Annotated in this window: 18 protein-coding genes; 8 read left to right on the top strand and 10 right to left on the bottom strand. The window is 63.8% G+C overall.

Going from position 1 to position 19498, the window contains the following annotated elements; translation table 11 throughout:
* Positions 1-34 precede the first annotated feature (34 nt).
* Genes BoBH3_RS01730 through BoBH3_RS01715 form a run of 4 tightly spaced genes read left to right on the top strand, consistent with a single transcriptional unit; the run spans position 35 to position 3885 of the window.
* The gene (locus BoBH3_RS01730) at positions 35-1108 is read left to right on the top strand and encodes an ABC transporter substrate-binding protein (protein WP_262329028.1); all 1074 of its coding nucleotides are present in this window, start codon (positions 35-37) and stop codon (positions 1106-1108) included.
* Positions 1069-2196 carry an ABC transporter ATP-binding protein gene (locus tag BoBH3_RS01725; protein WP_262329027.1) on the top strand — a complete coding sequence of 376 codons (1128 nt, stop codon included), beginning with the start codon at positions 1069-1071 and terminating at the stop codon, positions 2194-2196. The genes BoBH3_RS01730 and BoBH3_RS01725 overlap by 40 nt, the downstream gene beginning before the upstream one ends.
* Before the next feature lies 1 nt (position 2197).
* A complete protein-coding gene (locus BoBH3_RS01720; protein WP_262329026.1) occupies positions 2198-3061 on the top strand; it encodes an ABC transporter permease in 864 nt (287 codons plus the stop codon).
* Positions 3058-3885, top strand: a complete 828-nt coding sequence (locus BoBH3_RS01715; protein ID WP_262329025.1) for an ABC transporter permease — start codon at positions 3058-3060, stop codon at positions 3883-3885. Before BoBH3_RS01720 ends, BoBH3_RS01715 begins: the two co-directional genes overlap by 4 nt.
* A gap of 235 nt (positions 3886-4120) precedes the next feature.
* On the opposite strand, the gene BoBH3_RS01710 is transcribed toward BoBH3_RS01715, so the two are convergent.
* Both BoBH3_RS01710 and BoBH3_RS01705 read right to left on the bottom strand, forming a co-directional pair.
* Positions 4121-5428, bottom strand: coding sequence for an adenylate/guanylate cyclase domain-containing protein (locus BoBH3_RS01710; protein WP_262329024.1), 1308 nt, complete (start codon positions 5426-5428; stop codon positions 4121-4123).
* Between the two features lie 251 nt (positions 5429-5679).
* Positions 5680-6183 carry a helix-turn-helix domain-containing protein gene (locus BoBH3_RS01705; protein ID WP_262329023.1) on the bottom strand — a complete coding sequence of 168 codons (504 nt, stop codon included), beginning with the start codon at positions 6181-6183 and terminating at the stop codon, positions 5680-5682.
* A gap of 625 nt (positions 6184-6808) precedes the next feature.
* Between BoBH3_RS01705 and BoBH3_RS01700 the strand changes: the two genes are divergently transcribed.
* The 3 genes from BoBH3_RS01700 (at position 6809) to BoBH3_RS01690 (ending at position 8131) form a co-directional block, all read left to right on the top strand.
* Positions 6809-7393 carry a hypothetical protein gene (locus tag BoBH3_RS01700; protein ID WP_262329022.1) on the top strand — a complete coding sequence of 195 codons (585 nt, stop codon included), beginning with the start codon at positions 6809-6811 and terminating at the stop codon, positions 7391-7393.
* Positions 7342-7725 carry a hypothetical protein gene (locus BoBH3_RS01695; RefSeq protein ID WP_262329021.1) on the top strand — a complete coding sequence of 128 codons (384 nt, stop codon included), beginning with the start codon at positions 7342-7344 and terminating at the stop codon, positions 7723-7725. The genes BoBH3_RS01700 and BoBH3_RS01695 overlap by 52 nt, the downstream gene beginning before the upstream one ends.
* Positions 7726-7813: 88 nt before the next feature.
* The gene (locus BoBH3_RS01690) at positions 7814-8131 is read left to right on the top strand and encodes a hypothetical protein (RefSeq protein ID WP_262329020.1); all 318 of its coding nucleotides are present in this window, start codon (positions 7814-7816) and stop codon (positions 8129-8131) included.
* 286 nt (positions 8132-8417) lie between these two features.
* Here BoBH3_RS01690 and BoBH3_RS01685 read toward each other — a convergent pair whose 3' ends face one another.
* The 6 genes from BoBH3_RS01685 to BoBH3_RS01660 form a co-directional block, all read right to left on the bottom strand.
* The gene (locus BoBH3_RS01685) at positions 8418-9908 is read right to left on the bottom strand and encodes an ABC transporter substrate-binding protein (protein ID WP_262329019.1); all 1491 of its coding nucleotides are present in this window, start codon (positions 9906-9908) and stop codon (positions 8418-8420) included.
* 427 nt (positions 9909-10335) lie between these two features.
* Complete coding sequence (locus tag BoBH3_RS01680; protein ID WP_262329018.1) at positions 10336-11454, bottom strand: amino acid ABC transporter permease; 1119 nt, start codon at positions 11452-11454, stop codon at positions 10336-10338.
* Between the two features lie 8 nt (positions 11455-11462).
* The gene (locus BoBH3_RS01675) at positions 11463-12614 is read right to left on the bottom strand and encodes an amino acid ABC transporter permease (RefSeq protein ID WP_262329017.1); all 1152 of its coding nucleotides are present in this window, start codon (positions 12612-12614) and stop codon (positions 11463-11465) included.
* A 10-nt stretch (positions 12615-12624) separates the two neighbouring features.
* Positions 12625-13671 carry an amino acid ABC transporter substrate-binding protein gene (locus BoBH3_RS01670; RefSeq protein ID WP_262329016.1) on the bottom strand — a complete coding sequence of 349 codons (1047 nt, stop codon included), beginning with the start codon at positions 13669-13671 and terminating at the stop codon, positions 12625-12627.
* A gap of 50 nt (positions 13672-13721) precedes the next feature.
* Positions 13722-14663: an aminotransferase class IV gene (locus BoBH3_RS01665; protein WP_262329015.1), complete on the bottom strand. Its 942-nt coding sequence runs from the start codon at positions 14661-14663 to the stop codon at positions 13722-13724.
* A gap of 128 nt (positions 14664-14791) precedes the next feature.
* Positions 14792-16174 (bottom strand): aminotransferase class III-fold pyridoxal phosphate-dependent enzyme, encoded by a 1383-nt coding sequence (locus BoBH3_RS01660; protein ID WP_262329014.1) that lies wholly within the window; start codon positions 16172-16174, stop codon positions 14792-14794.
* 261 nt (positions 16175-16435) lie between these two features.
* On the opposite strand from BoBH3_RS01660, the gene BoBH3_RS01655 reads away from it, so the two are divergent.
* Positions 16436-17122, top strand: a complete 687-nt coding sequence (locus tag BoBH3_RS01655; RefSeq protein WP_262329013.1) for a GntR family transcriptional regulator — start codon at positions 16436-16438, stop codon at positions 17120-17122.
* Between the two features lie 568 nt (positions 17123-17690).
* Here the strand turns inward: BoBH3_RS01655 and BoBH3_RS01650 are convergent.
* Positions 17691-18437 (bottom strand): ABC transporter ATP-binding protein, encoded by a 747-nt coding sequence (locus tag BoBH3_RS01650; RefSeq protein ID WP_262329650.1) that lies wholly within the window; start codon positions 18435-18437, stop codon positions 17691-17693.
* A gap of 56 nt (positions 18438-18493) precedes the next feature.
* Positions 18494-19483: a FecCD family ABC transporter permease gene (locus BoBH3_RS01645; RefSeq protein WP_262329012.1), complete on the bottom strand. Its 990-nt coding sequence runs from the start codon at positions 19481-19483 to the stop codon at positions 18494-18496.
* Positions 19484-19498: the final 15 nt, after the last annotated feature.

Genomic DNA, 19498 nt, shown 5'->3' with positions numbered 1-19498 from the left:
ACCGTCCGTCAACAATACAGGGGAGAACGGAATCATGGACAGGTTGAATCGGATAGACCGCCGCAGCCTGCTGCTCGCGGCCGGAGCTTTCGCCGCGGTCGGCCCGGCCGAGCTCGCGCGGGCGCAAGCTGCGGGCGCGATCAAGGTCGCAACCTGGGGCGGCTCCTGGCGCGACTCGCTGGACAAGCTCGTCGGAGAGAGCGTCCGCAAGGCCGGCGGCAGCGTCGACTATGTCGTCGACACCCCGCAAGGCAACCTCGCCAAGCTCGTCGCCGCTCGCGGCGGCAACCTGCCCTTCGACACGATGGAGAGCGGGCTCGAGCTGGTGCAGCTGATGGCGGCCGACCGCTTCGTCGCGGACCTTAACTACGACAAGCTGCCGAACGCCAAGGCGCTGCCCGACTTTGCCAAGGCGAAGAACTACGTGATGACGCTCGGCAGCATGGACGGCATCGTCTACAACCACGAGAAGTTCAAGGAACTGGGGCTCGAGCCGCCCAAGACCTATAGCGACCTCGGCAATCCGAGGCTCGCCGGCAAGGTTGCCTTCCCGGACATCACCCACACCCAGCACTGGAACGCCGTCGCCGGCCTCGCCTATGAGGCGGGCGCGTCCGAGGCCGACCTGCTGAAGGCGATCCCGCTCGTCAACAAGATCAAGCCGGCCTATTTCTACTCGGCCTCGACCGAGCTCTCGACCAAGATGGCGGCGGGTGAGGTCTGGGCAGCGCCGTGGCATGCCGGCTTCGTCGTGCGGTTGCGCCGCAACAAGGTGCCGCTCTCGATCAGCTATCCGAGCTTCGGCAGCAAGAAGGGCTCGCTCTGGCCGGTGTTGCACCACATCGTGCGCGGCACCAAGAACGAGGCGCTGGCCGAGACTTTCGTGAACGCCTATCTCGACCCGGAGACCCAGCTCGCCCATGCGAAGGCGACGGGTGTCCTCCCCATCAGCCGGGCTGCCATCAAGGGCATGGTCGACGATCCCGAGAACAAGGGCGTGCTGATGCTCGGCGACGCCGAACTCGACAACCTCTTCGTCGTCGATTTCGCCAAGGTGAAGCTCGCGGAATGGCGCAACGCCTGGGCGCGGGACATCGCGCGCGGCTGATCGACAAGATGACCAGCGTCACGCTCGACAAGGTGGTGAAGCGATACGGGCAGGTCGATGTCGTGCGCGGCGTCGACCTCGCGATCGAGGAGGGCGAGCTCGTCGTCCTTCTCGGCCCCTCCGGCTGCGGCAAGACCACGACGCTCCGGATGATCGCGGGCTTCATCGAGCCGAGCGCCGGCGAGATCCGCATGGGCGCCGAGGTTGTGAACCGCAAGCCGCCGCGCCTGCGCAATCTCGGCATGGTCTTCCAGGACTATGCGCTGTTCCCCAACATGACGGTCTCCGGCAATATCGCCTTCGGCCTGGAGGAGAGGCGCGTGCCGGCGGCGCAGCGCACCGCCCGGGTGGAGGCGATGCTGGCGATGATCCACATGGAACATCTGGCCGGGCGCTATCCTTCTGAGCTCTCGGGCGGCCAGCAGCAGCGCGTGGCGCTCGCCCGCGCGCTGGCCTATGAGCCGGCCGTGCTGCTGATGGACGAGCCGCTCGGCGCGCTCGACCAGAAGCTGCGTGAGGAGATGCAGCGCGAATTCGCTCGTATCCAGCGCAGCGTCGGCATCACCACCATCTTCGTCACCCATGACCAGCAGGAGGCGATGATGCTGGCCGACAGAATCGTGGTGATGAATGGCGGCGTCATCGAGCAGGCGGGCACGGCCGAGGCGCTCTACAATCGCCCGGCCAGCCTGTTCATCGCCGATTTCATCGGCCGCTCGAACAAGTTCCAGGGGGTGGTCGAACGGCTGGAGGGCGGCGAGGCGCAGATCAGGCTCGACGGTGGGGCCCTGATCCGCACCGCTGTTCCTGCGGAGGTCGCCGCCAAGGACAAGGTGATCTGCGTCGTGCGGCCCGAGAATCTGCGTGCCGGCCGGGCCGACCTCGACAACGCGGTGGAGGCGCGCGTCCTGCGCCGCAGCTTCCTCGGTGACAGCGTCGACGTCATGCTCGAGCTGGACGGCCGGGACGAGATCATCCTCAAGGCCGGGCGGGCCGACCTCGCCACGCTGCCCGAGGACGGCAGGCTGACGCTCGGCTTCGCGCAGGGCGACGTTACCTGCTTCCCTGCCAGCGCGCGCACCGGCTGAGATGGGCAATCGTCGCTCCTACGATCTGGCGCTGCTGGCGGCTCTGCTGGTCTCGCTCGTCCTGTTCGTTCTGCCGCTGTTCTTCTTTCTGCGGCAGAGCTTCTATGAAAATCTCGGCATGGGTCTGGTCGGCGACACGCCGTCGCTGCGCAACTATGCCGACATCCTGACCGACCCGTTCTATCTCGGCGTCTTCTGGCGCACGACGCGGCTCTCGGCCGTCGCTGCGCTCATCGGCCTGTGCATCGCCTATCCGACCGCCTATGTGTTGGCGCGCAGCCGTTCGAGCTTCGTGCGCGGGTTGATCGTGCTCCTGCTGATCACCGCCTTCGTCAGCATCATCGTCAAGGTGCTGGGGTTGACCGTGCTGATGGGATCGCAGGGGCCGATCGCCACCCTGCTTCGCTCGCTCACGGGCTCCTCGGCCTCAATGCTGCACAATGAGTTCGCGGTTGCCGTCGGCCTCGTCCAATACAGCCTGCCGCTGCTCGTAATGCTGCTCTTCGGCGTGATCCAGACCATCCCGCGCTCGCTGGAAGAGGCGGCCGCAGTCGGCGGCGCGAGCGACTGGCGGCTGATGCGCCGCGTCCTGCTGCCGCTGTCTTTCAACGGTATGATCACGGCGGGGCTGATCGCCTTCAACATGAACATGGGCGCCTTCACTTCCGCGGTGCTGCTCGGGGGCGGCAATGTGCTGACCGTGCCGGTGCTGATCCAGCGCAAGATCGTGCTGGACGTCGACTATCCGGTCGCGGCCGCGCTCGCCGTCCTGCTCTCGCTGGGTGTCTTCGGCATCAATGTCGGGGTCGCGACGCTGCGGCGCTCGCCGACCGGCGCGTCCCGCATGCGGAGAGCAACGGCATGAGCGGACGCGCCAGCCGCCTCCTTCTCGGCGCCATCGCCAGCGCGACTTACCTGTTTATGGTCGCGCCGCTCCTGGTCATCGCTGCCGCCTCGCTCGATGGCAGCGCCTCGGCCTATATCCGCTTTCCGCCCGAGAGCCTGTCACTGCGTTGGTATCTGGCGATCCCGCAGAAATATTGGCTGTCGCTGACGCTGAGCTTCGTGCTCGCGTTCTCGGCGGCCTCGCTCTCGACGCTGCTCGGCACGCTGGCCGCTCTCGGCATCGCCCGCGGTTCGGCCCGGGGCAACGCCTGGCTGACCACCTGGTTCAACCTGCCGCTGCAGATCCCCTTCGTGGTCACCGGTGTGGTCTTCCTGCAATTCTACAATGTCGTGGCGGAGGCGACGGGTCTGGATCTCGTCGGCCGCTTCGGGGGCCTCGTGATCGCCCATCTCTTCTTCTGCATTCCCTACGCCCTGGGTGCGGTCGGCTCCGTCATCACCGCCGATCTCGACCGCAACGAGAACGCCGCGCGCATAGCCGGCGCCACGGAATGGCGGGTGTTCCGGCGTATCACCGTCCCGGCGCTGAAGCCCGGATTGTTCTCCGGCTTCTTCTTCGCCTTCATCGTGTCCTTCGGCGACGTGCCGGTCAGCGTCTTCCTGGTCAGCGGCGGCACGGCACCATTGCCGATCGAGATCTTCCAGACGCTTCAGTTCGACTACGACCCCACCGTGCTCGCAATTTCCACGATCGTGCTGCTGCTGTCGGCCGGTTTCGTCGTCGCCATGCGGAAGGTGACGGGTCTCGACATCGTCATGCCGGGATCGGGCGCGCGCAGATAGTTACGAAGGATATCGACTCGCCGAAGCAAAGGGCTCCGCCGCATGTTCGATGTACCGTCGTTCCAACTCCCCCATATTTTTGGTGGATTGGCTCGCAGGCTCGGCGTGAATCTCGAAATTTCCTCACGCCTGCATCGACTTGGCTACGCGTTCGCTTCGTGCCCGGGGCCTAGGCTCGACGGGCGTTCCCCAAAATTTTCATATCTGCCGGCGCGTCGAATGGCTGCGAACCGGCTTAAGCTACGCGAAAAACGCGGACTTTTTCTTGAAGCCCTTTCAGGGAGCGGAAGCCGAGTTCTGCAAACCCGATGCCGGAACCCGCGACCAGATCCCGAACGGTGCTCGACACGAGCACTTCGCCCGGACCTGCAAGCGATGATACTCTCGCCGCTGTATTCACAGCGATTCCCGCAATGTCATCGCCCTTGATCTCGATCTCCCCGGTGTGCATGCCACTGCGCACGTCCAACCCGAGCGATCGGACGCCATCGGTGATCGCGCTTGCGCAACGCACTGCACGAGCCGGGCCATCGAACGTCGCGACAAAGCCGTCTCCGAGCGTTTTCACCTCGCGCCCCCGATAGCGAACCAGCTCTTGGCGAACGATATGATCGTGCCGCTCCAGCAGGCCCTTCCAGGCATGATCGCCCAGCTCCGTAATGCGCCGAGTGGAATCGACAATGTCGGTGAAGAGGACTGTCGTTAGAACGCGGTCGCTTTCGAAGTGAGATCGCGAACCCGTCAGAAACTCTTCGATGGCGTTCGTCGCAGCATCGACATCGCCGGCCCAGAGCACATGGTCATTTCCCGGCAATTCGACGTATTGGGATCCACTGACCCCGCGGGCAATGTTCCTCCCACCCTCGACGTTTACACGCGTGTCGCCGACACGATGCAGAATTAGGGTCGGCGTGCGGATAGCGGGAAGAACATGACGCACATCGATCTCGGTATTCATCCGCATCAAAGAGATCACGGCCGTTGGACTAGCGCCTAGTCGCTCAAAGCGAGCCCACCAAGCAGTGAAGCGCCGGTCGCCTACTTTGCTCGGCGCAAAGGCTTCGAGGCTTGCACCCGAGCCCCAGCGCTCGTCGATCCGGGCAACGAATGCCTCAAACCGCTCGGGCGGAAGAACATACGAGAAGAAGTGGGCATAGGTGCCATAGAGGGCCAAAGCGGCGCACCGTTCTGGATAAGTCGCCGCAAACAGCAAGCTCATCGCGCCTCCTTCAGACACCCCGAAAAGTGCGGCCCGCTTGCTTCCAGCTGCATCCATGACGGCACGAACGTCGTCCATCCTTTCCTCGAGAGTGGGCAGGGTCCCGACCCTGTCCGACAGGCCCGTGCCGCGCTTATCGAAGAGGATCAGACGGCTGAAGCTCCCGAGACGCATGAGGAAGTGCGCCAGTGTCGGTTCGTCCCAGTAGTGGTCGAGATTCGAGATAAATCCGGGCACGAAAACGAGATCGATCGGTCCGTTTCCCAGAATTTGATACGCGATGCGGACCTCGCCGCTCCGTGCGTAACACGTCTCAGGTTGCATCCCGGCCTCCCGATCATTCTCAGGCGGTTCGTGAAAGTGATCCCGCTCGACCTCGCAGGTCAATCGCTTCACGCTCAGCCCTAATCAATTGAGACCATGAAGAGGCGCAGGGGTACGCAGCGCGAGAAGGCGAAGTTTGCCCTTTGCCAAAAGCAAACGTTCGTTACGCATTGGCTGCCGGAAGATAGCGAACCATCGCTTGCGGTGGGAGCATCCTCTCCCAAGTTACCGATAGGTCGCTCCGAGGCCTGTCATCTTGCGCCCGATCGTGAGGGATCGTAGACGAAACCATGCTTGCGGGCGATTTCCTGGCGGGCCTTTAGGAAGATCCGCCCGATCTCAAAAAGCCGCTGCGTGGGTATCAGCAGCAAGCGTCGGCGATCTTTTGAATCCGGTGTTCGGACCAGGGTTCCGGCAGCGACCATATCGTCGATATGGCGCGTAATCGTAACATCGCTGGTGAAGGATTCGAAATAAGTCGCGACCTGCTTCACCGTCAATATTTCGCCCTCAAGCCATTTGTGCCCGATCAAAGTAAAAATCATATCCGCTTCGAATATGCTGCGCCAACGATGCTTTAGAAAACCATCTTTTATCATCTGCCGACGAAATTCGGCCCTGTACTCAAGCCAAGACACATCGGACGCCAACAAGGCGCGTTGCTCAGGATCGAGATCGACTTTGTCGTGGTTATTGATCAGAAGCGCGGAATCGAGAGTGCCATTTGATGATATCGGATGGCCGTTATTGTTCATCTAAACAAATTCCAATTGCAGTAATCCTAGTATTTATTCTTGTTTTCCGCTGAATGACCGGAAACCCGCTGCGCGTTTTTCAAGCCTTGCAACACTAACGGCAGCCGAGCACGAAAAGCAAAAATTCGCGTTGGGTACGGTCTGGGGGCATGTCCGCCATGGCTCCAAGGCGCAGGCCCGGCGGTAGCAGAAGGCCCCTCACTCGCCACGGCGAGCGCCGCGGGCGGGATCCTGTAGCCGAACTGCGCACGGTGATTAGCCCCCGCTTAAGTCGAGCCATCTGGCCACGCACGCAGTTCTTTCGAGCTGCGACGAAGCGAACGAGACCTAACGCAGCAGCTGGATTGGAGCCTTCCGCCGAGGAGAAAATCATCACTCCGTGTGGCGCAGGCGAGCGCAGAAAATAGCCGAAGAATTGTAGCTAATTGCCTCTTCGGCCTTCCGGCGCGGATCGCTATTGCTCGGTCACGTTCGTTTTCGTTCGCGAAGCGTGCTCTCGCCGCCCGAAAGCTAGCGCTCGGTTGGCTTGTGGAAATTCGAAACCAGTGGCGGGCCAGGCGCCAGACGGCAGAACTGCCTTCGTCCTGTGGGCGCGAGCCGCGTCTGTCGTTGTCGGAGCTTTGCCGTGCCGAACGCAGTTGGAGTTCTTATGCAGCAGCCAGATCCTGACTGCAGCCAAATTGCCTGCGCGGTTCGCCGTCATCTGCGCCGCCGGGACCCGAACCGGATTGCTGCAGTCATGAAGGTCAGATGGCTCTCCAGCATCGCGTTCTGCCTACTGGCTGCAGGCTGCAGCAGCGACGTCCGGATGAGTGCGTTGCGCGCGGATATGGCCAGCCGACAGGTCGCGGCCGAGATGGCAGCCAGCCGTCCTGATGCCACGCCGGAAGATAAGGAACGCGCAAGGGGCTATGCCTCTGCACAATCGTGCATCGATCAGCTTCAGACGCATATTCGAGCAACTCAGGCGGCAAACATGGCGACAAGCGGCGCAATGACCGCGGTTGGTTTTGCCGGCCCAGGCGGTGCGTTGGCCGCTCGCGCTCTGGCTCCGGCAGCCGGCCTGGCAGCGAAAGGTCAAAGTGAATTTAGCGTCGCTTGTTACTACGAGACTCCTGACCTGCCCGCGCAATATATCTCCAAGGAATTTACAAGATCATGTTTTATGAAAAGTCGATCATCCGCATCACTCTCGCATCACTTGCGGTGACGTTTATGAGTGCATGCCAGAGTCCTTCTTCGAATTTTCAAGGAGTGAATTTTTCTGACGAAACCCGAGCTTTGGAAGGGCAGCTCAATATGGAATCGACTGCCTTTGGAGCTGCTCAAGGCGCGAGCACCATAGCTGCATCCGCCGATCCCACGGGAACATCCAGCTTTGCCAAAGCGCCTGTCGCGCTTGCGGCTCGAAACGCGTTGGCGAGGAGTGCCGACGCGCGCATGGACGCTCAGCTGAAGCGGGACGAGCAGGCGCTCTATCGCCGCTACGGCATGAACCCGGACGGCACCCCTTCGGGAAAGAAGCCAGCAGACAGCCATTGAAGGTCGCGTCACTGCCACGCGCGCGCCTCTCGAAGCGAATTCTTTACTCAAGGTACAGCCCTCCTGGCTGACGCAATAGGATGGGACAATGCGCCGGTGGGGGATTGTGGCGTTTTGCTTTGCCGTTTTTCCGATCGGCATCGGGGGAGCCCAGCCGCGCAAGGGCGACTTCCTTCAGGACTACCTGACGTACCAACTTTGGATGAAGCACGATGCGACCGATATGTTGCTGCGCGATACGATCGGGAGATGGGTGGTCGATGCGATGCGAGGGCATTCGCCCTCGCGTCTCGCCAGCTATGCCGACGATGACATCGTTGTAGCTGTTCAGCGCCATTGTGAAGCGCAGCCGGAGCAAACGCTGACGGTAGCCACGTTTTTAGCCAGCCAGCGTCTCCCGGAGTAGCGCCTGCCGGCGGGCGGCCGCGAGCTTATTCCACAGGAATACGGGGCATGCTAATGCACGTCAGGAGGATGTGGCGCCTCGACTCCTCGCGCAGTGTGTTGTTATCGGACGCGCGTTGCGCGCCGCGCTGTTCAGAAGCGGTCATTCTGTTTTAGCTCGCGCGCCGATGAGCAGACCTTCCCAACATCTCCCAAGCGCCAGTTCCGGACATAGGGTCAGGGCGAGAAGCGGACATTCGTGGTGCACAGAGCCGGCTGTCGGGGCGCACATTTATGTCGTAACGTCTTCAGTCGATCCAACGAATCCGGTTCAGGAACAGGCTCTCGTTCGGCGTTGGCGTGAACTGCACAGACTTGGCCGCGCCATATCCGGCGACGGTTTGGTAAAGCGGAACGACCGGAAGCGAGGTGGCGATGATCTCGTGCACCTTGCGGTAGTCGGCCAGCCGCGCCGCCGGGTCGAGGGCGGAGCGTGCGCGGTCGAGCAGGCCGTCAACCTCCTTGTTCTCGACGATCGTCCAACCACTGCCGGCATGGAAGAGCTCGTACAGCGCGCCGTCCGCATCCTGACAGGCGCACGACGAGCGGCTGATCGCCAGGACCGGGGCTTCGACGGGGCCGCGCTGGGTGCGCTGCAAGAAGCTTGGTGTATCGATTAGCTCAATCGATACGTCGAGCCCAACATCGCGCAGCTGCTGCTGGATCGCCTGGACGACACGCTGATCGAAGAAGGGCGCGGTCGTGAGCGAGATAGCAGCTTTGCCGGCAGAGCCCGCCTCGGCAATGAGCACCTTCGCACGGGCCGGATCGTAGGCCAGGCCTGCGATACCCTCGGCCCAGCCGAAATGTGCGGGCGTCAACATCTGCGCGATCGGCTTCTCCTGTCCGCCGAGGATGCCGTCAATGATCCCCTGCTTGTCGACGGCTCGGGCAATCGCCTCACGAATCTTGGGATTGTCGAAGGGAGCGCGGTTTGGGTTCAGACGTAGATAGGCGAGCCGCTCGGTCAGCGTCGTAAGCGGCTTGGCGCGTTGTGAACTCTTGAGCTGGGCGAGTTGGTCGCTGTCGAGGCCGACCACGAGATCGGAGGCGCCGGCCTGCAGATTGGCGAGACGCGTTGCGCTGTCCGGCACCGCACGGAAAAGCGCGACCGGAAACGGCCCTTTGGTTCCCCAATAAGTATCGTTGCGGCTCAGCGTCACGGCGACGCCGCGCTGCCAAGCCTCGAACTTGTAAGGCCCGCTCCCGACTGGCTTTAGGTTGAAGGCATCCTTGCCCACCGCCTCGATGACCTTCTTGGGGACGATGGAGAGCTTGACGAGCTGTGCGAGCAGGGCCGGATAGGGCCCATCTGTGATGAGTTTAATCTCTGTCGGGGAAAGCGGGACGGCCTGCACAATCTTGTTGAACTGGCCACGCTGCGGGCTGGCGAAGCTCTTGTCGGTGACGCGCTCGATGCTGAACGCGACATCATCCGCCGTAAGCTTCGAACCGTCGTGGAAGGTCACGTCGGGCCGGAGCGCGAAGACAACCTCCGTGTCGGACACGTTGCGCCACGCCGTGGCTAGCTGCGGGACGATCTCGCCTTTGTCGTCGCGGGTGACAAGGTTGTCGAAGATGTTGCGGTAGACGTAGTAGCTGTCGGGATTCCACTGGAGCTGAGGGTCGAGTGTGGAGGGCTCGGCTGCGAGATCGACGACGAAGCGATCTGCGCCGGCGATGGCGGGTGTCGCTACGGCGATAGCGGCGGCAATGAGCCAGGGGAACGATTTGCGCATCACTCTTCCTTCCGTTTGCCGCGGGGACAGCAACTTAAGTCTTGGCGCGAATCGCTCATTAGAACCATCGCGCTCGCAAACGTCAGCCGAGCCATCCGATCAAGCTGAGCAAATGATAGGCCATCGCGGTCGTCTCACAATTCTCTTCTGATCGGCCAAAGGAGAACAATTCGCTCGCGAAAACAGCGCTTTGGCCAAATTGCGAGAGCTGGACCTCATGCTACTGCACAGGCGCGGAGGTGAGAACCTGACGGCGGCCGCGCAAAAGGCCCATCGTTCTCCCTACTTTTTTCATGAGATAGGCAACAGACCTATGGGATTGCCGAGCAGGACCACCACTTGCGGGGCTTCACCAGATCCCGGTTCGCGACGCATCCATAGCAGAGACCAGCTATCGCACTTGACGATTGCATCTCTTCATTGACGCCTAGTGCCGAGCTTGCGCGATGCGGCGCTCGATGCTGCGGCTGTAGAGCGACATGGCATAGCAGCAGATGAAGAAGACGATCGCGGCGAAGACGTAGCCCTCGCGACCAAGCCCCAGCCAGTTCGGGTCTTTGAGCGCTTGGCCGATGATGCCGAGCAAATCGAACAAGCCGATGATCGAGACGAGCGTGGTGTCCTTGAACAGGTCGATCACGGTGTTGACGATGCCGGGAACGGTCAGTCGGAAGGCCTGCGGCAGCACGATGAGGCGGTGTGCGTTCCAGTAGCTCAGCCCGAGCGAGGCTGAAGCCTCGTACTGCCCCTTGTCGATGCCCTGCACGCCGGCCCTGACGATCTCGGCGAGATAAGCCGCGACGAAGAGCGATAGCCCAACGATAGCGCGCAGCAACCGGTCGAAGCCTGTGCCTTCTGGCAGGAACATTGGCAGCATCACCATCGCCATGAACAGCACCGCGAGCAGCGGCACACCGCGAAGCAGCTCGATGAATCCGGTGCATAGCCAGCTGATGGCGGGCAGGCTCGAACGCCGGCCCAGCGCGAGAATGATCCCCAGCGGCAGCGCGATGACGATCGTCGCGTAGGTCAGGAGAATGTTCAGCGAGAGGCCGCCCCACTGGTCGGTCGGGACGAAGGGCAGGCCGAAGACGCCGCCGAGCAGCAGCGTACTCGCGATAAGCGGGCACAGCGTCACCAGCAGCAGGATGCAAAGCGGCTGACGAGGGTTTCGCGGCCAGGCGGCGGCGATGACGAAGGTCGCCAGCACGAGACCGGCGAGCTTGACGCGCCAGCGCTCGGGCGCGGGGTAGCGGCCATAGAGGAACATGTCGATGCGGTCGGTGACGAAGGCCCAGCAGGCGCCCGCGCCGCAGACCGCGCGGCTCTGGCCGTGGAAGACGGCATCGGTGACGAGCCAGCGAAACAGCGGCGGCACCAGCACGACGAGCAACGCTACCGTGAGCAGCGTCACCAGCCCCGCGCGCATGGAGCCGAAGAGGTTCGTCTGGACCCAGCGGCGAATGATGGCCGTCGCCGAGACGAGCTGAGGGCTGGGTTCCCTGGGGACAGCGGCGGCAACAGGGGCGGCGTCGGTGCTGGACATCGCTGCTCCTAGCGTTCCTTAAGCGCGAACCGGGCGTTCAGCCGGGCGAGCCCCGCTGAGGCCAGGAGATTGACCGATAGGAAGACGCCCATGAGGATGACCATCACCTCGATCGCCCGGCCGGACTGGTTGAGCACAGTTCCTGCGAAGATCTGGACGATCTCCGGATAGGCGATGGCCGCGCCGAGCGAGGAGCTCTTGATGAGGTTGAGATATTGGTTGGTCATCTGCGGGATCATCACCCGCAGCGCCTGGGGCAGCACGACGAGCCGGAGCGTCGGCCAGGGCCTCAAACCGAGGCTGTAGGCGGCCTCACGCTGGCCCTTGGCGACACCTTCGACCGAGCCCCTGACGATCTCGGCGATGAAGGCGGCGCTGTAGAGCGAGAGTCCCGCCCAGAGCGCTACCAGTTCCGGCGGCATCACCATGCCGCCTGCGAAGTTGAAGCCCTTGAGCGCCGGTACGCTCCAGCCCGAAAGGCTCTCGACGAGGACTACGAGCAACACGGCCGGCACCAGCCAGAGCCAGCGCGTGCCCCGCCGCCGCATCGGCAGGAAGCGGCGCAGCAGCGGCACCAAGACGAGGCTTAGCGCCAGCAGCAGGGCGAGTATCGTCGTCCAATCCCCCGCCAGCGGATATGGCACGAACAGGCCGCGGATGTTGAGATGGAACAGTCCGCCCAGTGACAGGCTCTGGCGGGCCTGAGGCAGCAGTTGCAGCACGCCGACATACCAGAACACGATCTGCAGGAGCTGCGGCGTATTGCGGACCAGCTCGACGAGGGCGCCCGAGGCGTTGCGCATCAGCCAGCTGTTCGAAAGCCGCATCACCCCGAGTGCGAGGCCAAGAATGGTCGCCGTAACCACGCCGAGCGCGGAGACGAGCAGCGTGTTCGAGAAGGCCGCGACTAGCGCCATGGCGTAGCTGTCGGTCGGCTTGAAGGTGGTGATCTGGAATGGCATGGCGAAGCCGGCCGGGCGCCACAGGAAGCTGAAGTCCAGCTCCATGCTGCGACGGGCGAGGTGGCTCGCCGCATTGTGTCCGAACCAGATCAGGACGGTGAGCGCGCAAGCCACCACCACGCCCTGCCAGAGCAGGGCGTGAGCGGGTTTCATGGGCCAGAGCGCGGCGTTGCCGGACGTGGTCTTCATCCGAGCCATGCCGCTGATCTCACCGGAACGGCAGCGGATAGTGCAGGCCGCCCTGCGACCAGAGATTGTTCAGGCCGCGCGGCAGGCCGAGCGCCTTGGGCCCGAAATGGGCGTCGTAGATCTCGCCGTAGCTCCCGACGGCCTTGATGGCCTTGTAGAAGCCTTCATTGTCGATGCCGAGCTGCTTGCCGAAATCGCCCTCCAGCCCGAGCAGGCGGCGCACGAACGGATCCTCGGACTTCTTCTTCTCATCGACATTGGCCTTGGTGATGCCGAACTCCTCGGCCGTCTTGAGTGCTGTGTCGACCCAGAAGACGATGTCGGACCAGCGATAGTCGCCATCGCGCGTGTGGATGCCGAGTGGCTCCTTCGAGATGACCTCGGGCATGATGATCCAGTCGTTCGGCACCTTCATGGTGGAGCGGGCCGCGGCGAGCGAGCCCGTATCGTCCGAATAGCCGTCACAACGGCCCGCTTCCGCAGCGGCGAAAGCTTCCTCGGATTTCTCGAAGAGCAGCGAGTCGATCTTCGTGCCCTTCGAGCGGGCGAAGTCCGCGATGTTGAGTTCGAGCGTCGCGCCGGTCAGCATACATATGGTCGCGCCGTTCAGCTCGGCCGCGGTCTTCACATTCAGGCTCTTGCGGACCATGAAGCCCTGACCGGCGTAGAAATTGACGCCGACCTCGGTCAGGCCGAGCCCGATGTCGCGCGAGAAGGTCAACGTCGAGTCGCGGATCAGCACGTCGATCTCGCCCGACTGCAGCACCGTGAAGCGCACCTTGGCGGTCGTGCCGACATACTTGACCTTCTTCGGGTCACCCAGCACCGCCGCGGCCAGTGCCTGGCAGTAGTCGACGTCGAAACCCTTCCAGGCGCCGCTGGAGTCCTGATAGGCGAAGCCCGGAATGCCGCTGTCGACGCCACAGACGAGCTCGCCGCGCTTCTTGATGGCTTCCACCGTCGGCCCCGGGGCCGGCAGTGTCTGGGCGGAGGCGGCAGTGCCAAGCAGGGCGGCGCCAAGGGCGGACAGAATGGTTCTGAAGAGGGTCCGGTCTGATCTGGTCACGGTGACGATCCTTCTTCTGCGGTCAGGCGGCTCGGGGCTGGAGGAAACGGTCAGGCTGCTTCGTATCGAACCGGCTCGGCGTGCCAGCCGGACTTGCGCTTGGCCCAGTAGGTCTCGCGCAGCTTCTGGGTGACGGGGCCGGGGCGATCGTTATTGAGAATGCGCCCATCGAGGCGGCTGACCCCGATCGGGCCGCCTGCGGTCGAGGAGACGAGGATCTCATCGGCGTTGCGTAGCTCTTCGAGCGGGACGTCCCGGACCTCGCAGGGCAGGCCGAGCTCGGCGCAGAGCTCGATGACGGAGAGGCGCGTGATACCGCCCAGCACATTGCGGTCCGGCGTCGATACAATGCCATCGGTGATGCAGAAGACGTTGTAGCCCGGACCCTCCGTGACGTTGCCGGCGGCATCGAGCAGGATCGGGTTGTCCGCACCCTTCTCATCCGCTTCGAACAGGGCCGCCGTCATGTCGGCCCAGTGGAAGTTCTTGGCGCGGGCGTTGACCGAAGCCTCGGGAATGCGCGGGGTCGAGGCGACGATCATATGAGCGCCGCGCTCGATCACTTCCGGCTTCATCAGCCAGACATAAGGAATCGCGTAGGCGCTGAGATAGGGCCGGGCATTCTTGGGGTGGTATTGCGTGCCGGGGAGGGGGCGGCCGCGCAGGCAGTCCATGGCGACATAGGCTTCTCGCAGCCCTGCAAGCGAGACGAGCCGATGCAGGATGGCGCGGATATCCTCGTCGCTTTCGGCGGGGATCAGTCGCATCGACTCCATCGAGGCGCGGAAGCGCTTGAGATGATCGTCGAGCCTGAAGAAGGCCCCGTCCCAGACGCTGACGACGTCATAGGTCACGTCCGAGCGGCGGAAGCCCCAGTCGGTGATCGGGATGCGGGCCTCGGCGATCGGCATATAGGCGCCGTCGATGAAGGCTGCGCCGCTCGCCCATCGGGCGGCGTCTGTCGATGACGGAATCGATGCGGTGACGTTCATCCTGGACCCCTTCGTCGCGGTTTTAGGATCACGGTCAGCCAGCGGCATCCCTCGGTCGCACGCCGAGGGCCGGTGGTCATGTCAGGCAAGATTCGCGCCGCATCCGCGTCCGGACACGGCAGCGATGGTCAGCCGGGCGGCAGCTCGGAGAGTACGGCGTCGAGGCCGACGCGTATACGGCGGAACATCTCGTCGAGCTCCGCTTCGGTGATGATCAGCGGGGGCGACAGCACGAGACAGCCCTTGAGCGGTCGCAGGACCACTCCGGCGGCGAGCGCTGCGTCGTAGACCTGCGTCGCAATACCACCTGGCACCAGCGAAGGCGCGGCATCGGCACCGTCGCCCGCGCCCGGCAGCGCGACCTGGATCGCACCGGCGAGGCCGAAGGCGCGGGTGGTCGTGACGAGCGGGTGGTCTTCGAGCGCCTTGAGCCCCCTCGCGAAGACGGGCGAAACGGAGCCGATATGGCCGAGAATGTCGCGCCGCTCGAAAATGTCGAGCACCTTCAGCGCCACCGCGGCGGCGACGGGATGCGCGCCATAGGTCGAACCGTGATTGAAGATGCCGGCCGCCTCCGACCCGGCCTCCAGCCGACTGTAGAATTCGTCCGACATCACCACGGCCGAGATCGGCTGGTAGGCGCCGGACAGCTGCTTGGCTGTGCTGAGACAGTCCGGCTGGAAATCGAAGCTCTGGCAGCCCCACATCGCGCCGGTACGGCCGAAGCCGGTCACGACCTCGTCGGAGTACATCCGGATGCCGTAGCCGTCGAGCAGCGCCTTGATCTTCTGGAAATAGCCGCGCGGAGGCGGGAACATGCCGGAGGAGACGGAAAGCGGTTCAGCGATGAAGGCCGCAACGGTCTCCGGTCCGGCCTCTTCAATGGCGTCGTGGATCTCGGCGACAAGGCGGTCGGCGTATTCATCCTCTGTCTCGCCGGGCAGGGCGCCCACTGGCCAGGTCGGATGCGTGACGTGGATGACGTCGTCGGTCGGGATGCCGAACGCCTCCTGAACGGGGCCGCCGCCGCCCAGCGCCGTGGTGAAGATGGTCCCGCCATGATAGCTCGCGCGCCGCGAAATCAGCTTGCGCCGCTTCGGTTCACCGGCCACGCGGTTGGCGTACCAGGTGAATTTGACGAGCTGGTCATTCGCTTCGGAGCCCGTCGTCGCGAACATGACATGAGCATTCGGGATCGGCACGGCGCGGGTCAGGCGTTCGGCGAGCTCCATGACGACGGGCACCGTCCTGTGAATGCCCGAAGGGTACATCGGCAGGGCGCGAAGCTGCGTGATCGCGGCCTCGATCAGCTCATCGTCGCTGAAGCCGAGGCCGACGCAATAGAAGGTCGAGACGGCCTCGATATAGTCCTTGCCGTCCTCGTCATATGTGAAGACGCCCTTGCCGCGCGTGAAGACCAGCGGTCGATCCTCGCGCAGCTTCTTCAGGTTCGAAAAGGGCAGCAGGAGCATGTCGGAGTGACGGTTGGAAAGGCGTGCGGCGATGTTCATGACATGCACCTACCTGTGATCACAGTTGACAGGGGGCGACTATATGGCAATGACGAAAGCCGTCAATCGCGCGTAGGGTGATAAAATATGCGATGATTGGGCGCGATTTATGCAGAGCCTGTTTTATGTTCGCTGCGCTGCAGGCCGTCTGTGATCACATGACGTCAGCCTAAGAAGGAGAGCCCTTTTCGTGACAGTTTGGCCTCGCCTGCGACATCCTCCGGCAGAAGCTGATCCCGAGTTGGAACTGGAGGGCGGGGCTTGATCGAGAGAGATGGCGCAAAGAGCGCCAGCACCCTGTCGGTTCAGGTGTATGAATCGCTTTGCCAGAGGATGCTCGCCGGCGAACTCTATCCCGGGGCCAAGCTCTCGCTGCGCTCGCTAGCGACGGGATTCGGCACCAGCATGCAGCCCGTTCGCGACGCCGTATCCTCTCTGGTGGCGGAGGAAGCTCTCGAGATCACGCCGGCGCGCGTGATCCAGGTGCCGCCGCTTGACCGGACAGTCTGCGATGGCATCTGGCTGCTGCGCTCGCTGACTGAGGGCGAGGCCGCGGCGCTTTTCGCTCAGCATGCGCCGGAGGCGGATTTCCATTCGCTGCAAGGTCTCACGGAAGCGGTCCGCCGCGCCTATCGTGGAGGCAATGTCAGCGAGCACATGCTCGCCTTCCAGGATTGGTCCTTCTTCATTGCCGAGCGCTGCGGCTCGCCCATGCTGGCGGCACTGATCCGGCGGCTGCGGGTGCGCAACGCACCGATCATAGCGCTGGCCCTGAGCGCTGATGTCCCGGATGAGCCCGTCTTCATGGAGTTCTCGACGCATATCATGGAGGAACTCGCGCTGGCGGTCCGCACGCGCGACCCCGGCCGCGTCCGAGACCTGCGTCGCGTCGATATCCTGACCTATCAGCGTTACCTCTATGCCCGGCTCGGCTGGAAACTGGAGTGACCGCATAGCCCTCCATTTCAACCAGCAGCTTTGGCTTTTATCGATGACGGGCTCGGTTTGAGCTCGCGATGCAGGTCAGCCTGCCCGCACTCATCTCCGAGAATGCGTCTGCTAGGGGCCTTAAGCCTATGCGGGGCGGACCGATCTGGCCCCAGCGATCGCGAAAGAACTCACGAGAAAGCGCACTGAGGTAGGCTGGGCTCACACGTAGCTCGCTCCCGGGCGGCGATAGCGGGCGACCTGACAATCGCACATGCGACGGCGATCAAACTGCGGGCTGCGACCTGCTGCCAGTTCTTTGGACAGTCGGTTAGGTTAATCCGACCTAACAGGACACGCCGGCCACCGTGAGCACGCCCGGGAGGTCAAGCTGATCCAGATCGTTCTGCCGCGGACCGATCTGAAGTTGACCTCCGGTATTTGCTGTGGCGTATCGAACTGGGCCGAGGCAGCGGAGCGCCACAAGCGGACACTGGCTCCTTGCCTGAAATCGGACATTCTCAGCCGCGGTTAGGCTAGACGAGAAAATGGTCTCGGGGCGCGGGCATTCGCTGCGCAGGCGGTCGGGTCAAACGGCGGCTGCGCCGTTTTCCCGTCTGCCCGGCACGACCATGGGTGCCCCTGTGACCGGGTCCGCGATTATCGTGCAGGCAATCCCGAAGACGGCCTCGACCAGTTCCGCAGTCACGACGTCCTGGGGTGGTCCCTGTGCCAGGATCTCGCCATCGCGCATCGCCACGATCCGGCCCGCGTACCGGCAGGCATGGTTCAGATCGTGCAGCACGGCCACGATCGTGCGCCCGGCTCTATGCAACCGCCGGCAGAGCTCCATGATCTCGATCTGATGCGCGATATCAAGGTATGTCGTCGGCTCGTCGAGCAACAGGAGTTCGGTCTCCTGCGCCAGGGCCATGGCGATCCAGGCCTTCTGTCGTTGACCGCCGGAAAGCTCGCCGAGGCGCCTGTCGGCGAGCTCGGCCACACCTGCGAGCTCCATCGCTGAGCGAACGGCCGCATAGTCCGTCGATGAACGTGGCCTGAGCAGGCTCGTATGGGGATGGCGTCCTCGAGCGACGAGATCCGCCACCGTGACGCCTTCGGGCGCTTCTGACGATTGCGGCAGGACACCGAGCAGCCGCGCCCGCTCGCGATGCCCGAACGATGCGATCGGCCGGCCCTCGAGCAGCACGGTGCCGCGGATGGTGTCCTGAAGACGGGCAAGACTGCGTAGCAGGGTGGATTTCCCGCAGGCGTTGGGGCCGACGATGATCGTGAAGCTGCCGGCCGGAAAGGCGATGTCGAGGCCGCGCAAGATGTCTCGCGCGCCGCGCCGTACCCAAACACCCTGCACCTCCAGACGCTTTGTAGAGGTCACGGTGTAGCCTCCCGGCGTCGAATCCCAAGCAGAAGCAGCACGAAACAGATGCCGCCGAGGCAAGCTGTCACTGCGCCGACAGGCAAGACCCGCGGCGCGAATGCAAGGCGGGCCACGCAGTCGCTCGCCAGCAGGAACAGCGCGCCGAACAGGGCCGAGGCTGTCAGCGGCAGGCCGGGGGAGCCGAGCAGGCGCCGCGCGGCCTGCGGCGCGATCAATGCGACGAAGCCGACAGGGCCTGCGATCAGGGTCGCTGTCGCGGTGAGGCCAAGCCCGAGCAGCCCCAGCCGCAACCGCGACCGTCCCGCAGGCTCGCCGAGGGAAAGAGCCTTGTCGTCGCCGAGTTCCAGCGTGCGCAGGCTGCGCGAGCCGGCAAGTCCCAGCAACAGGAGTGGGGCCAGCAGAGCTATTCCCAGGACGAGCCGCGCCGGATCGACCCCGGCGAGCGCGCCCTGTCTCCAGCTGGCCGCGACGAGAGCGGTGTCGAGCGGCGCGACCATGATCAGCCAGTCATTGAGCGCGCTGAGGCCAGCGCCGACGGCGATGCCGATCAAGATCAGCCGCGACGGTGCGGTGCGGGCGGAGCCGGCGGCTACATAGACGAGGAGGCCGGCAGCGAGCCCACCGCTGAAGGCTCCTGCGGCCACGACCGCAACGGAGCCGCCCGCGAGCAGGGCCAGGATTGCGCCGAAGAAAGCGCCGGCATCGCAGCCGATGACGTCCGGGCTGCCGAGCGGATTACGGAGCAGGGTCTGGAACAATGCGCCGGCCATGCCCAGCGCCGCTCCGGCGCAGAGAGCGGCCGCGACACGCGGCAGACGCCATTCGACGACGACGAGACGAGTTGCAGCCGGGCTCTCGCCGGCCAGCGCCTGCAAGATCGCCGCAGGAGCGAAAGCGGTCCTGCCGAGACCGAGTGCGGCGATGGCGAGCCCGAGGCAGCCGATGGCGAGGCCGAGATGACAGGCCAGGCTGCGCGCCGACATCGATCCGCGATCCGG

Origin of the sequence: Allobosea sp. BH3, assembly GCF_025499465.1 — a bacterium.
Classification (GTDB): Bacteria; Pseudomonadota; Alphaproteobacteria; order Rhizobiales; family Beijerinckiaceae; genus Allobosea.
Note: the sequence above shows the minus strand (reverse complement) of the source record. Positions and strands in the feature narration are given on the sequence as shown.